Genomic DNA, 13,763 nt, shown 5'->3' with positions numbered 1-13,763 from the left:
CCGGCACGGCGGCATTGCGTCAGCATCTGTGTGCTCTCTTTCGGCTACCGAGGGAGGACCGGACGAACCCGAGGCGGACCGGCGGTACGCCCTGCGGGCTCGTCGGCGGCCCTGGTCAGCGGATGGTGTCGTTGCAGGTGTTGTTCGTCCTGCACGTGTGGCCGCAGGTGATCTCACAAGCGGCGAGCCCGCTCTCCGCCTGGGCCGGGAGCAGGTCGAGCGCCCTGATGTCGAGTTCCATGGATGTGTCCCTCTCTCTGGTTGGAACGGCCGGCTACTGGTGCGTGACCTCGCAGGTGTACGTGCAGGTGCCCCTCGGCGGGCAGGTGATCTCACACGCGGCCAGGCCGCTCACCGTCTGCGCGGGGAGCAGGTCGAGCGCCTTGATGTCGAGTTCCATCGCATCCGTCCCTTCTTCGGGCACGGTGGGTACGCCGTGCGGAGAAGAGCTTCGTGACACGCGCTTAGGAACCACTTGCGGCCCGGCTGACAAGCCGGTCCCGACTCTTGTCACCGCCTGTCGTCAGCGGCCCTTTCCGCTGGTCACCACGCCAGCGGCGTCTCACATCCTGAGACGGACTGCTCTGTCCCATCGGGTGCCGCGCATGGGGATGATGACGTCATGGGGCGGGCGAATCTGTTCAAGGGAATCGCCGCGATGTGCGCGGCGGTCGCGGTGGGAGCCGCGGCGTGGGCCTGGTCGCAGAGGCAAGGCGACGTCGACCCGGTCGGCGCGGTCATCGGGCTGATATCGCTGGGACTGGCCGCGGCGGCGTGGCGCCAGGGCCGGCTCGCGCAGCGGGCGGCCGACGCCGACCTGCACCTGTGGTCGGCACGCCTGGCCGAGGCGGTCTTACGGACGGAGACGAAGCAGCGGGCCCAGTTGCTGGGCGACCTCGCGGTCATCGACGTCGAGTTCACCTTCCGCCGCCAGGGCGGCCCCGTGCCGGCCGAGCCGCACGGCAGCCTGCGCGACGTCGTCTCCTACTTCCGAGGGCTGGACGCGCCGCGACGGCTGGTCATCACGGGACCCGCCGGCTCGGGGAAGACGGTCCTCGCCGTGCAGCTCATCATCGGGCTGCTCGACGGACGCGCGCCGGACGACCCGGTCCCGATCCGGTTGTCGGCGGCGAGCTGGAACACCGGACTGCCGGTGGCCGACCAGCTCGCCGGACACCTGACCACGGCGTTCGCCCTGCCACCCGTGACGGCCCGCGCGCTGGTGGAGACCGGTCGCGTCCTGCCGGTCATCGACGGCCTGGACGAGATGGACCCGACGTCCTCGCCCGGCTTCGCCTCGCGCGCGAGCCAGATGTTGCGGGCGCTGGACGGCTACCAGCACGGGCTGACCCGGTCCTGCCTCGTGGTCACCTGCCGGACCGGCCAGTACGACGCTCTCGTCGAGGCAGACGCGGGCGCGAGGGCGACCGTCCGGATCGAGCTGACCCCGGTGTCCGGCGACAAGGCCTGGCGGTTCATCGAGGCGGTGACGGACCAGCGGGATCCGGCGCGCTGGCAGCCCGTGCTGGACGCCCTGACCAGCGGTGGCGGTGTGCTGGCCAGGGCGCTCAGCACGCCATGGCGGCTCACCCTGGCCACCACCGTCTACCAGGGCCGGGACCCGGCCGGCGGCCGGTACCTCCGCGATCCTCGTGAGCTGACCGCGCTGACCAGCGAGGAGGACGTGCACGAGCACCTTCTCCGCCGATTCGTCCATGTTCGTGTCACCGCCGCGGGCGGAAGAGGCGCCCCGGCGCCGGAGCGGGCGCACGCCTGGCTCGCGGTCCTGGCCACTTACCTGCACGCCAACGAGAGCCGCCCGCCGTTCGCCGGCCGTGCCCTGTCCGCCACCGACCTGGTCCTGCACGAGCTGTGGGCCCTGGCCGGGGACCGTTTCCACCACGTCGGCGTGCGCATCCTCAGGGCCGCCGGCCTCCTGGTAGCGGTTCTCTTCCTCCTCCAGATCTGGAGCCACTACCCGTCGGACAGGCTGACCGTGCCGAATGGCCTGATCGCCGTAGGCTGCGTGGTCTTCCTGCAGAAGATCGGCTCAGGCCCCTGGTCGCAGCCCTGGTACGCCCCGAAGTCCATCGACCTGTCCCGTTTCAGAACCGCGGCGGGCCTCAGAAGACTCGGCTGGGGAGTGTGCATCGTGCTGCCGGGCGCGCTCGCCTACGGAGTCGCGTTCTCGTTCGTGCTGGGGCCGGCCATCGGAGCGTCGCTCGGCGCTTCGCTGGGGCTCGTCATCGGCATCGCGGTCGGGCTCAGCTCCAGCGACCCCGCCGCCGCGGACGCCAGAACGATCATCCGATCCGACACCGCGGGCGCTCTCACGCTGCTGCTCATCTACGCGTCCACGACCGCCCTCATCTGCACGTTCGTCGCACAGTGGCCCGCCGCGCTCGCGGCCACCTGCGGCCTCGCCGTCAGCCTGCTCCTCGTGAGCTCCGCGCCCCTCATGGGCGGCCCGGCGAGCCTGCGCTACCTGGCCTTCCTGCTCTGCACCCGCGGCCTCCTGCCCTGGCGTCTCGGCCGCTTCCTCGCCTGGTGCTACGGCGCCGGTCTGCTGAGGATCTCCGGGATCGCCTACCAGTTCCGCCACCTCGAACTCCGCGACCACCTGGCCGCCCATCCCGAATATCGCCCCACCGACTGACGCGACCCCGCGGGCGTCCCGCCGCGCCGCATGCGCGGGACCGGGCCGGCAGCGGACGGCCGCGGTCCCGGCAGTCCTCCTTTCTGCCCTCAGGTGACGCGCCAGACGACGGCGTAGGGCTGGGGGTGGACGGTGATGCGGTGGGCGCGGACGGTGAGGGTGGCCTGGCCGGTGGGGACGCCGGTCCACCACACCTGTTCGACGTTGTTGTGGCGGTCGAAGCCATCGGAGGCGCCCATGTTCCCGTGACGTTCGGAGCCGTCGCCGGCGCGGACGATCAGGTCGAGGTCGTTCTGCAGTCCCGCGCCGGGCGGGTCGGTCCACACGAGGGTGACCTTGAGCGTGCCGGAGGCCGGGACGTCGATGCTCAGAGCATGCTCGCGCTGCTGCTCCAGGGGATCGCCCTGGTGGAAGCCCGCGTGCGGGGTGCGGCCCGGGACGATGACGGAGCGGGCCAGGTCGACGCGGCCGAAGCCGGAGTTGCTGTTGGGTGAGGTGCCTGCTTCCGTGGGCGCGTACTGGCCGGTGAGTTCGACGGCGCCGTTGATGAGCAGCGCCTTGATCAGGGCCGCGGTGGGGTCGGGGGTGCCGTTCTTGAGCAGGCTCTCACGGACGACGGCGGCGCAGCCGGCCACCAGGGGGCAGGACATGCTGGTGCCGTTCATGAACGTCAGCAGCGGGTCGCGCGAGAGCGACCCGGGGTTCGGGGGCAGGATGCGTGAGCGCGCGGACAGGACGGCGGTGCCGGGCGCGACGACGTCCGGCTTGTAGCGGCCTTCCTTGGTCGGGCCGCGGCTGCTGAAGGCGGCCATGCCGTGGGCGGCGTCGGCCACCCTGTCGGAGCGGATCGGCTCGGCGGGGAACTCCTTGGGGTAGATGTCGCGGTACGTGCGATCGATGTCGGGGCGGACGTTCTCGCTGGCGCCCACCGTGATGGAGTTCTTGGCCGCGGCGGTGTCGCCGAGCTGGCCGGGGTCGACGACGCCGTCGCTGTCGGCATCGGCGCCGGAGTTGCCGGCGCTGAAGCAGATGACCATGTCCGGGTGGCGCCAGATGAAGTCGTCGATCTCCCAGGAGCTCTGGTCGTAGCGCAGACCGGACTCGGTCAGGCCCCAGGAGTTGCTGTGCACGCGGACGCCGTCAGCGTAGTAGACCGGGGTGTAGAGCTCGCGCAGATCGTCGGGCAGGCCGCTCCAGTCGCCGTCCTCGTCGATGACGGACTGCAGCACAAGGCGGGCACGCGGCGCCGTGCCCTCGATCAGGCCGCCGCTCATGGGCGAGTTGACGCTACCCAGGATGGAGCCGGACACGTGCGTGCCGTGACCGTGCGGATCGTCGGCGTTGTCCGGCCGGCCGAGCGCGTACAGCCGGGCCACCCGGCCGGTGAAGGCGGGGTGCACGTCGATGGTGGAGCCCTTGTCGAAGCCGGTGTCGACGACGCCGACCACCTGGCCCTCGCCCTGGTAGACGGTGTCGGCGATCAGGACGTCGGCGTTGAGGACGCAGCGCGCGACGTTGTTGTGCGGGCCGTAGCGGGGCACGGGACGGATGAGGCGCACCTCGTCGAGCGCGGCCAGCTCGGCGAGGCCGTCCTCGGTGACGGTCAGGCGGGCCTTGTGCGCGCTCATCCGTGGCGGGTCCGACGCCTGCGACGCGATGGCCGCGAGCCGGCCGGCCAGGCCGGAGGCGGCCGGGTCCACGCCGGCGTGGAAGACGACCTCGACAGGGCCGGCCCGCGGCCGGAGCCGGCTTCCGGGCGGCCCGCCGGGGGAGACCGGTTCGATCTTCAGGTGCGGCTGGTAGACGTCGGCCCAGCTCACGTACGGCAGGGCGCGAAGGGCGTCGAGGTCGGCCGGGCGGTAGCGGCACAGGTAGGCGTCGTCGGGCACGTACTCGAGAATCTCGGCTCCCAGGCCGGACAGCTCAGCCTTGCGTCGGCCGGTCAGCAGGCCATCGACCTGCACCAGGACGTAGTCCGAGTGTGAGGCGTCGGCGGCGGCGCGTTCGCCGGGCCGCTCTCGCGGGGGATCGAAGGAGTGACCGTTGATGGTGATGCGGGTCATGGCGCAACCTCGGGGTGGGTGAACGCGGGGTGACTGGCTCCTCGGCTCAGGCGGAGGCGGGGCGTGACCGCAGGCCGGGGCCACCCGCCGGCCCGGTGACGCCGCAGCCGAAGATCATCTTCAGCAGATGCCCTCTCCCGACAGGACCGGTTGCGCGGGATCCAAGAGCCGGACCTGAATCGGGGAAAGGATCGCACACGCATCGGCGATCAGGGGATCCACCTGCGCCTGGGCGGCCGAGGCGCACACGAGGAACGCCGCGGCGGCGGAGGCGAGGACGAGACAACGAGACAGGAGATGCATGGTGAGCCTTCCGTTGACGATGCGTCTCCTGACTCATGCCCATAGGTGGTAATTACGTCTCGTAACAATAGGTTACGTTGTGTTACCTTCGGCGTGAGGCGTAAACGCCCCGGAGGGTGGCGGCAGCCCTTGAGAGTCTGGCGTGCCGTCCCGGAAGCCGCGCGCCTCAGCCCATCCCGACCTTCTGATGTTCGGGGTCGATCACGAAGACGGTGCGGGGGCTGTCGCGGGGATAGGGCTGGTCGGTGTACTTCGCGGCGATGGCGTCGATGATTTCCCAGGCGGCGTCGCCTTCGATGCGGTCGACGACCCGGCCGCGGACGACGACGGGCTCGAACCACCTGGCGGCGGGGACGATGGAGATGGCGAGGCGGGGGTCGCGGGCGAGGTTGCGAGCTTTGCGAGTGTGCGGGCCGGTGAAGAAGACGACGTGTTCGCCGCGGGCCGCGACGTACACGGGTGTGCTGTGCGGCGAGCCGTCGGGGCCGATGGTGGCGAGGTGACCGAAGGACGCGGCGTCGAGGGCGGCGCGTACGGCGGGTTCCAGCATGGTGGGACTCCTCAACGGGGATTGGTGGTTCGCCGGTCGACGTAGTCGGCGACGGCGCGGTCGATGTCGAACTTCGGCGTGAACCGCCAGGAAGCAGCTCGGCGGCGATCTCCGGGCGGACGGCCCTGACCGCCTCGACGAACGCGCGAACGACGGTACGTCGGCACGCCGGTGCGGGCGCCGATCATGCCGGGTCCGCCGGTGATGAGGATCACCGGACCACCTCGTAGCGCAGGTGCGTGACGCCCGGAGCCGGGACGGCCTCGAGCAGGCGCAGCTCGACATGCTGGGGGAGTGTCCGGAAGAACGGGTGCCCGCCGCCGAGCAGGATCGGGACCTGGTGCAGGACGATCTCGTCGACCAGCCCGGCAGCCAGCGCGGAGGTGACGGCGCCGCCGCCCATGATGCCGACGTCCTTGCCGCCGGCGAGCTTGCGGGCGATCTCGACCGCCGCTTCGACGGTGGAGGCGATCGTCTGCCTCGGATGCAGCTCCGGCACCGGCCGGTGGGTCAGTACGACGAGCGGAGCGTCCGGGTGCGGGCTGCCGTCGCTGAAATGACCGGAGTGCTCGTACGTCGTCCGCCCGCAGATCACGGCGCCGTCCCGGCCCGCGAGCTCGTCGAAGATCCGGGCGCTCTCCGGGCTCAGCTTGAACCCGTCGCCGAACACCTTGCTCGGGGTGTCGCCGTTGAAGTACCAGTCGAACAGCATGCCGGCGTCGCCGAGCCCGCGGCCGAGCTCGTCGGCGCCCTCCGGCGTCCGGCCACTGATGTAGCCGTCGACCGAGACGGCGAGTGCCGCCACCACCTTGCTCATGGGACGTCCTTTCACAGTGCTTGCGGGAAGTCGAAGAAGCGGTCCGGGTCGTGGACGTGTCTCACCGCGCGGAGACGGCCGAGATTCTCGCCGTGGTACGCCGCGGGGCCGTCGGCCAGGGCCGGATCTTCGTGGGCGATCGCCCATGAGGTGTCGACCCGGCCGGGGGTGCCGACGTGCTCGATGAGGAACCGTACGTCGCGGTGGGCGAACGCGGTGGCGTCGGGACCGACGCGGTTGGTGATCCAGCAGTTCGGTGAGCACCCGGTCCGAGAGCGGACGAGCGAAGAACTCGGATCGGATGTGGTGCTCCTCCACCGGCCCGTTGAGACTCCGCTGCAACTCCGGCAGCGACATGCCGCCCCGCAGTTCGAACGGGATCTCGTACCCGGTCAGATCGCTCAACTCCCGGACGAGCTCCCGGGTCGGCCCGGCCGGCTTGCCAGGCCGCGGCTAGGAGTTCGAGGTCCGGGGGAGACCACTGTGCGGAGATCCGGGCGACCGGAAGCGCCCGGCCCGCATGGTCCAGAGCCGCGCGGCACCAGCCGCGCACCGGACTGCCGTGCGTGCTTGATCGCGGCGACAACCTCCGCGACCGACCGGCACCGCACCACCTGGCAAGTGATCATGCGCCGACCTTAGGAGCGCGGCACCACCGGCTTCTTGAACGAATCGTGCATCCCGGCCAGGAACGGCAGGTACGACCCCGAGTGGTCGTGCTCACACCCGCAGCGGTTCAGGTTCACGCCGAGCAACTGTTTCGGCGTCAACCCGGTCAGCCGCAGACATTCCCGGCTGAGGTGCGCCTGATCGGCATACCCCGCGTCGATCGCGAGCCCTGCGGTCCCGTCCGTCCCGCGCCGCCCGGACGGCGTCGCACCAGCCTGCGCCAGGGCGAGGAATCCCTGGAACCGCAACGTCCGCTGCAACACCTTCGGCGTCGTCCCGACCGCCTGCAGGCACCGACGCCGGAGCTGGCTCGACGACAGCGCCAACTCCGTGGCCAGCGAGTCGATCGACACCGGTCGCCACGGCATCAGCCCCCGGACGGCCTCTCGCACCAGGGGATCCAGCCGATCGGCCCGGAACTCGTTCAGCAGTTGCGCCTGCGCGTACAGCAACGCCCGCTCCGGCGACGTCGCCCGCGCCATCCCCTCGACCAGCCGATCCGCGGTGTGACCCCACAGATCCGCCAGGCTGAGCTGCTGGTCGACCAACTCGTCCAGCGCCGCAGGCAGCGGCGGAGCGGTCCCCGGACGGAACCGTACGCCGACCAGCGTGGTGCCGGCCGGGATCACCTCATGGGCCGGTCGCGTCAGCGGCCCGAGCAGTCGCGGCTGCTCCCCGAGCGGGAAGTGGATCTCGACCCCGCCGGTCGGCAGATGCCGGTGGACGTGGTCGGCCGCGCCGATGCGCTGGATCCACACGGTCCGGACCACACCGGACAGTTGCCGCACCGGCAGGCTCTCGACGTACGACTCCACTGCGGCCACCGTGCTCATCAGGGCCTCCTCTGGTCCGTCGAGGGACGAATGGTCGTGGGCAAGGGCCGCGCGGCGTCCAGGCGCATCTTATCCAGACGGATAATCCAATCATGTCGCTCAGAAAGGGGCAATGGTCCGCGCGATCTGAGCGCCTTCTACAAAATCCGACGACCTCCGCAGAAGGACTGCGGGACAAGCCCGGCAATGCCTTCTTCGTGAGGAAACGGACAGGAGGGGGCGTCCCGCGGGATGCTTCTCCGCCGAGAGGCGGCCATGCAGGCACGGACCCACCTGTACGACCTCCTGGTCTCGACCCTCTTCACCGAAGGGCTCGACGGCGACACGGACCTGTGGGCGCTCGGTTTCACCGCCGTCTGGGTCAAGGACGCGGACCTCGGCGCCCTCGCCGCGACCGACCACGCCATCGACGACGGCTCCCGCTGGGTGGCCGAGGCCGGCGGCTGGACCGCCGTCATACCGGCGCAGGCCGACCGCGAGGTGGTGCGCTCCCTCTCCGAGGACGGCCGCGAGGCGATCGGCCTCAGCATGGACATCAACTACAACGCCTCCCTCGTCCACGCCCGCGACGGGCGGGTGACCGTCTCCTTCGACCCCTCCTCGCCGGCCGAGCGGTACGACGACACCGAGTCCGACGACCCGGGCGAGCTCGTGGAGGTGGACGAGAGCATCAGCTCGGCCTTGGCGCTGATCGGCCGCGTCACGGGAACGGACGTCGCCGCCGACTGGTTCCAGGCGCGGCACTCCCGCGTCGAGCCCGCCTCCTGACCCATCGGTCCGGCCGCGGCTCAGAGGCTGCGGGCGGTGATGTCGCCGTTGGACGTGGTGGCGTGGATGTCCAGCTCGGCGGTGCCGGTGTTCTTGAGGGCGTTGGTGATGCGGCCGTAGGTGGTGCCGGCGTCCAGGGAGGCCGAGACGCCGGCGGCGGCGGTGACGGAGATGTCGCCGGACTGCGTGGCGAGCACGAGCGTGCCGCCCCCGGCTTCGGCGATCTGGATGTCGCCCCGCGCGGTGGTGATGTGGGCGGGGCCGGTCAGGCGGCCGACCTCGACGTCGCCGTCGGTCGCGGTGAGGCGCAGGCTCGCCGCCTCGTCGAGCGTGATCTGGCGGTAGGCGCCCTCGAAGGCGACGTTGCCGAGGCGGCCCGCGGTGCGCAGCTCGGCGCCGGCGGTCCTGGCCTCGATGTGGGAGCCGGCGGGCAGCTCGACCGTCACCTCGACGGCGCCGGTGGGGCCGAGGTACTGGTTCTTGATCGCGGTCTCGACGCGCAGGACGCCGTCGGCGTACGCGACCGTGGTCTGCTCGGCGGCCTTGGTGTCGCGGGCCTTGGCGGGGTTGGCGGGCCGGATCTGGACGGTGGTGTCGGTCCGGTCGGCGGCGGCGAACCGCACGCGGCCGGCGGGGATGTGCAGGACGACGGTGATCGGGGCGGCGGTGTCGAAGGTGGGCATGCTGTGCTCCTTGCAGCGAGTCGGTCCGGTCGGCCGGTCGGCCGGTGGGCCGTTCATGGGGACTACCGTCGCCGAACGCGCTGATACGGGGCCGACGCCGTCCTGACAGCGCCGCTGACATGGGAGGCCGTCACCCCGGCCTGGTGGCTTTCCGTCTCCTGCATCTGAGGCAGTGCCGCGGAGGCAACACCGCCCCGAAGTACCCGGCGATCGTGCGGCTGTGGGCGACCAGTTGGACGGAGTTCGTGCCGTAACACCATCGAAAGAGGCAATGCCCGTATCCGTGAGGCCGTCCGGGCCCGCGGCCACTTCCCGAACGAGGCCGCCGCTGACCAGCGCCGGGGCTGCTCCGGCTGGAAGGTCCGTCCGTCCTGGCCGCTGCCGCCGGGTGCCGCGCCGACCTGCTGGTCTCCTCGGCCGCACAGGCAGGCCGCGCCGGCTTTTGGCGGGGGGCGTGCGCAGCACGACGGCACATGTGCTAGATTGGGGTCAGTTGCAGTTGTGGTACCCATAAAGACTTGTGTGCACCTGACGGTATGTAGCCCAGGTGCATTTTTTGTTTGCCGGTCATCTCCGGGTGTGGTCCTGCCGCGGCGACGCGGGATCCGTTCGATGCGGATTTCGGCTTTGCACCTATCAAAGGAGATCAACATGGCTTCTGGCACCGTGAAGTGGTTCAACGCGGAAAAGGGCTTCGGCTTCATCGAGCAGGACGGCGGCGGCGCCGACGTCTTCGCGCACTACTCCAACATCGTCGCCAACGGCGGCTACCGTGAGCTGCACGAGGGCCAGAAGGTGGCCTTCGACGTCACGCAGGGCCAGAAGGGCCCGCAGGCCGAGAACATCGTTCCCGCCTGACACTGAGGCACCACGTAGCCGGGGCTCGCGCCGTAGGGCGCGGACCCGGCGCGTTGCTTTTGTGGCATCCCTCGTGCCGTGATGGCCTCACAACCCGAGAAGCGCAGCGTGGCTGTTCTTCCGCCGCACACCGGATGCACCACCGATGGCTCCGGTGCGGGCACAGGCCCGCTCCAGGTCTACGGCGCGGCAGCACAGCCGCGTTCTTTCGGCGAAAGCCGACCATTTCGACGTACGAGCCCAGGCCGTTTCCGCCGGTTCGACTCGTCTTTTCTTCGGCTCGTGCTCGCTGTTCTTGTGCCGCTCATCGCACCGAGAACCACCTGACACGTGCCGCATTGAGGAAGGTTCTGCATGAACCACACAACTCGCGCGCACGATCGCAACTCTTCGCCCCGGACGGGCGGCTCCGCCCGAAGCAGGGGCGGCCGACTCGGCTCTCGGGCTCAGGGCCGTTCAGGCGCCTCCAGCCGGGGCGGCAACGGGCGGCGTCCCGCTGCGGTCCAGGGAGAGTTCGCGCTGCCGGTCACTGTCACCCCGGCCCTGCCCGCAGCCGCGACGTTCGCTGAGCTGAGCATGCCGCCCGCGCTGCTGAAGGTGCTCACCAGCCTGGGCTTGAACGAACCGTTCCCGATCCAGGCGGCCACGCTGCCGAACTCCCTGGCCGGCCGGGACGTCCTGGGGCGGGGGCGCACCGGGTCGGGCAAGACGCTCGCCTTCGGCCTGGCCCTGCTCGTCCGCACCTCCGGACAGCGGGCACAGTCGCGGCGACCGCTTGCTCTGATCCTCGTCCCCACCAGGGAACTGGCCCAGCAGGTCACCGATGCGCTCACGCCGTACGCCCAAGCACTGAAGCTGCGGCTGGCCACGGTCGTCGGCGGCATGTCGATCGGCCGCCAGGCCCAGGCGCTGCGCAACGGCGCGGAGGTCGTCGTAGCGACCCCGGGACGGCTCAGGGATCTCATCGAGCGTGGCGAGTGCCGCCTGGACCAGGTCGGCGTCACCGTGCTGGATGAGGCCGACCAGATGGCCGACATGGGCTTCATGCCGCAGATCACCCACCTGCTCGACCAGGTGCGCCCAGGTGGCCAGCGCATGCTGTTCTCCGCCACTTTGGACCGCAACGTCGATCTGCTGGTCCGCCGCTATCTGAACGACCCGGTGGTCCATTCGGTCGACCCCTCGGCGGGCGCGGTCACCACGATGGAGCACCACGTGCTGCACGTCCAGGGTGCCGACAAGCAGGCCACCACTGTGGAGATCGCTGCTCGCGACGGCCGGGTGATCATGTTCCTGGACACCAAGCACGCTGTGGACCGGCTCACCGAACAGCTGCTGAACAGCGGAGTGCGCGCCGCCGCGCTGCACGGAGGCAAGTCGCAGCCCCAGCGCACCCGCACTCTCGACCAGTTCAAGAGCGGCCATGTCACGGCGCTGGTGGCGACCAACGTCGCGGCCCGCGGCATCCACGTCGACAACCTGGACCTCGTCGTCAACGTCGACCCGCCGAACGACCACAAGGACTACCTGCATCGCGGCGGCCGCACCGCCCGCGCCGGCGAGTCCGGCAGCGTCGTCACCCTGGTGCTGCCCAACCAGCGTCGTGACATGACCCGTTTGATGGCCGACGCCGGCATCGTCCCGCAGACCAGCGAGGTCCGTTCGGGCGAGGCCGAGCTGAGGCGCATCACGGGCGCCCAAGCTCCCTCAGGCGTCCCCGTGACCATCACGGCACCGGTCGCCGGTCGTCGGTCGGGACGGAACGGCAGACGATTCCGGTAGCAGCTGATGGCCGGCCGGCGGGCGAGGTCCCGGGCTGGTCGGGACCTGTTGTCTGCGGCGCTCGGCCGGGGCGATGGACGACCGCCTCAAGGTCGAGAAAGATTGAGGCGAGGAGATCTACCTGATCTTCGTCGGACGTAGATGCTGTCGTCGCCGTCGTCTCACGTGATCCAAGCGTGAGGGGAGGGCGACGGCATGCGCTCAAGATCCCGTGGTGTGTCGGCGTTGTGGCTGCGCCGACGCGGTGACAGGCAAGCGGCTGGGAAACCGCTGCACCCGCTGGGGACGTACTGCCGGCGCGTCTCCTGGGCCGCCTGGACCTTGTCCTGCGGCGCGTCGAACGTCATCGTCATCTTGCCGCTGCCGTCGGGGTCCGGCATGTCGACGCCGTTCTCGCGCATGCACTGGGCGAACTTCAGCGCCTTCTCCTGCGAGTCCGCGCTGGGCGGCGCGCCTGCCGCGGTCTGCTTGCCCGTGCCGCCGGCCGAGGCCACCTCCGTCGCCGCAGCCGCAGCCGGTCAACATCAGGGTGTACGCGATCGGCGCCGTGAGCAGCATGCCACGGGTTCGTCGTCTCATGAAAGCTCTCGTCGGATGCAAGGGTGACTGACCTGCGGTCATCGGCCGGGGCAGAGTACGGCTTCGGCGGCCTGCTTCATGGCGTCGCCGACGGCCATGGCCTTCTCATTGTCGATCTTCAGCGTGGCTGCCATCGCGAGCTGGGTCCGGCCGTCGGCGGAGGAGAAGGTGACCGAGCTGATTCCGGGCAGGCCGCCCGAGGCCGAGGAGACCGTGCCGCCGCACAGCTCGGGGAAGGGGCGCGGCAGCTGCTTCGACAGCTCTGAGGGCACCAGCTTGCCCTGGTTGAGCGCGCGGAAGAAGGCGCTGACGTCGTGCGCGGTGGAGATCGCTCCTTCGACGCCGTAGCTGGTGGCGTTGAGCCGGTCGACGTCGCGCGGCCGGCCGTCGGCGTCCGGGTAGTAGCCGTGGCCGTGCGGGCCCTTGATCTGGTCGGAGATCTTGGTGGCCAGGTAGGTGTGCTCCATGCCGAGCGGGGCGAACAGGCGCCGCTGGAACTCGGCGGCCCGGTCGTGGCCGGTCACCTTCTCGATGATCATGCCGAGGAGGACGTAGTTGGTGGTGGCGTAGCGGTATTTCCCGAGCTCGCCCTGAGGGAGGGCACGGGCGGCCTTCACCAGGTCGATGGGCTTGTAGGCGGTGGTGAAGTCGAAGACGTCGAACTTCCCGGCTTCGGCGGAGTCGGGGATGCCGGAGGTGTGCCGGATCAGGTCCTGTACGGTGATCTTCTCGTCCCCTTCCCCGTACACGCCGGGCAGGATGTCGCCGAGCTTGTCGTCCAGGCCGAGCTTGCCCTCCCCGGCCAGTTGCAGGACGACCGCCGCCTCCATCAGCTTGGTCTGGGACGCGATGCGGTAGCGGGACCCCGGCGGGATGCGCCCGCCCTTGCCGCCGATCAGGCGGGTTCCCGCGCTTGCCTGGCCCTTCCGATTGCCGTCGACGTACAGCTCGGCGATGACGCCCACCACGCCGTCGATGGCGGCCACGGTGTCGATCGCCTGCTTGATGTTCGCGGGCTTCGCCTGGTCGGCGGCGTTGGCCGGCGTCTGGAGGCTCGATGCCAATAGGGCGATGGCCAGCCCGGTCACGCAGGTCGCTCGTGCACGGCTCATTTCCTGTGATCCTCTCTACGGGAATGTCGAGGGCGATCACATTTATCGGCCGACGCGTATGGGCGGGCGATCGGTGAACCATAGGTGGTC

General features: G+C 70.3%; 15 protein-coding genes. 4 read left to right on the top strand and 11 right to left on the bottom strand.

From position 1 onward, the window contains the following. Positions 1 to 115: 115 nt before the first annotated feature. Positions 116 to 241: a hypothetical protein gene (locus MF672_RS51290; protein WP_302893177.1), complete on the bottom strand. Its 126-nt coding sequence runs from the start codon at positions 239 to 241 to the stop codon at positions 116 to 118. 33 nt (positions 242 to 274) lie between these two features. Further along, positions 275 to 400 carry a hypothetical protein gene (locus MF672_RS51285; protein ID WP_302893176.1) on the bottom strand — a complete coding sequence of 42 codons (126 nt, stop codon included), beginning with the start codon at positions 398 to 400 and terminating at the stop codon, positions 275 to 277. A 222-nt stretch (positions 401 to 622) separates the two neighbouring features. On the opposite strand from MF672_RS51285, the gene MF672_RS07910 reads away from it, so the two are divergent. Further along, the gene (locus MF672_RS07910) at positions 623 to 2,656 is read left to right on the top strand and encodes an NACHT domain-containing protein (protein WP_242371848.1); all 2,034 of its coding nucleotides are present in this window, start codon (positions 623 to 625) and stop codon (positions 2,654 to 2,656) included. 89 nt (positions 2,657 to 2,745) lie between these two features. Here the strand turns inward: MF672_RS07910 and MF672_RS07905 are convergent, their stop codons facing one another. The 6 genes from MF672_RS07905 to MF672_RS07885 all read right to left on the bottom strand — a co-directional run bounded on the left by MF672_RS07905 (position 2,746) and on the right by MF672_RS07885 (position 7,891). Further along, complete coding sequence (locus tag MF672_RS07905) at positions 2,746 to 4,719, bottom strand: S8 family serine peptidase (RefSeq protein ID WP_242371849.1); 1,974 nt, start codon at positions 4,717 to 4,719, stop codon at positions 2,746 to 2,748. A 469-nt stretch (positions 4,720 to 5,188) separates the two neighbouring features. Continuing rightward, a complete protein-coding gene (locus MF672_RS07900; protein ID WP_242371851.1) occupies positions 5,189 to 5,572 on the bottom strand; it encodes a TIGR03618 family F420-dependent PPOX class oxidoreductase in 384 nt (127 codons plus the stop codon). A gap of 11 nt (positions 5,573 to 5,583) precedes the next feature. Beyond that, positions 5,584 to 5,787 (bottom strand): hypothetical protein, encoded by a 204-nt coding sequence (locus MF672_RS07895; protein ID WP_242371853.1) that lies wholly within the window; start codon positions 5,785 to 5,787, stop codon positions 5,584 to 5,586. Next, the gene (locus tag MF672_RS07890; protein WP_242371855.1) at positions 5,784 to 6,389 is read right to left on the bottom strand and encodes a dihydrofolate reductase family protein; all 606 of its coding nucleotides are present in this window, start codon (positions 6,387 to 6,389) and stop codon (positions 5,784 to 5,786) included. Before MF672_RS07890 ends, MF672_RS07895 begins: the two co-directional genes overlap by 4 nt. A gap of 11 nt (positions 6,390 to 6,400) precedes the next feature. Next, positions 6,401 to 6,508: a BBE domain-containing protein gene (locus MF672_RS52065; protein WP_407654761.1), complete on the bottom strand. Its 108-nt coding sequence runs from the start codon at positions 6,506 to 6,508 to the stop codon at positions 6,401 to 6,403. Between the two features lie 519 nt (positions 6,509 to 7,027). Further along, complete coding sequence (locus MF672_RS07885) at positions 7,028 to 7,891, bottom strand: helix-turn-helix domain-containing protein (RefSeq protein WP_242371856.1); 864 nt, start codon at positions 7,889 to 7,891, stop codon at positions 7,028 to 7,030. 255 nt (positions 7,892 to 8,146) lie between these two features. Here MF672_RS07885 and MF672_RS07880 point away from each other — a divergent pair, with 255 nt between their 5' ends. After that, positions 8,147 to 8,659: a DUF6461 domain-containing protein gene (locus MF672_RS07880; protein WP_242371857.1), complete on the top strand. Its 513-nt coding sequence runs from the start codon at positions 8,147 to 8,149 to the stop codon at positions 8,657 to 8,659. Between the two features lie 20 nt (positions 8,660 to 8,679). Here the strand turns inward: MF672_RS07880 and MF672_RS07875 are convergent, their stop codons facing one another. Then, a complete protein-coding gene (locus tag MF672_RS07875; protein WP_242371858.1) occupies positions 8,680 to 9,342 on the bottom strand; it encodes a DUF4097 family beta strand repeat-containing protein in 663 nt (220 codons plus the stop codon). Between the two features lie 651 nt (positions 9,343 to 9,993). Here MF672_RS07875 and MF672_RS07870 point away from each other — a divergent pair. Both MF672_RS07870 and MF672_RS07865 read left to right on the top strand, forming a co-directional pair. Beyond that, positions 9,994 to 10,200 (top strand): cold-shock protein, encoded by a 207-nt coding sequence (locus MF672_RS07870; RefSeq protein ID WP_080044586.1) that lies wholly within the window; start codon positions 9,994 to 9,996, stop codon positions 10,198 to 10,200. A gap of 354 nt (positions 10,201 to 10,554) precedes the next feature. Beyond that, positions 10,555 to 11,982, top strand: coding sequence for a DEAD/DEAH box helicase (locus MF672_RS07865; RefSeq protein ID WP_242371859.1), 1,428 nt, complete (start codon positions 10,555 to 10,557; stop codon positions 11,980 to 11,982). A gap of 161 nt (positions 11,983 to 12,143) precedes the next feature. Here the strand turns inward: MF672_RS07865 and MF672_RS07860 are convergent, their stop codons facing one another. After that, positions 12,144 to 12,476 carry a ubiquitin family protein gene (locus tag MF672_RS07860; protein WP_242371860.1) on the bottom strand — a complete coding sequence of 111 codons (333 nt, stop codon included), beginning with the start codon at positions 12,474 to 12,476 and terminating at the stop codon, positions 12,144 to 12,146. A 123-nt stretch (positions 12,477 to 12,599) separates the two neighbouring features. After that, positions 12,600 to 13,673 (bottom strand): serine hydrolase domain-containing protein, encoded by a 1,074-nt coding sequence (locus tag MF672_RS07855; RefSeq protein ID WP_242371861.1) that lies wholly within the window; start codon positions 13,671 to 13,673, stop codon positions 12,600 to 12,602. Positions 13,674 to 13,763 lie beyond the last annotated feature (90 nt).

Source organism: Actinomadura luzonensis (assembly GCF_022664455.2).
In the GTDB taxonomy this organism is placed as follows: Bacteria; Actinomycetota; Actinomycetes; order Streptosporangiales; family Streptosporangiaceae; genus Nonomuraea; species Nonomuraea luzonensis.
This window is presented reverse-complemented; position numbering and strand designations above follow the sequence as displayed.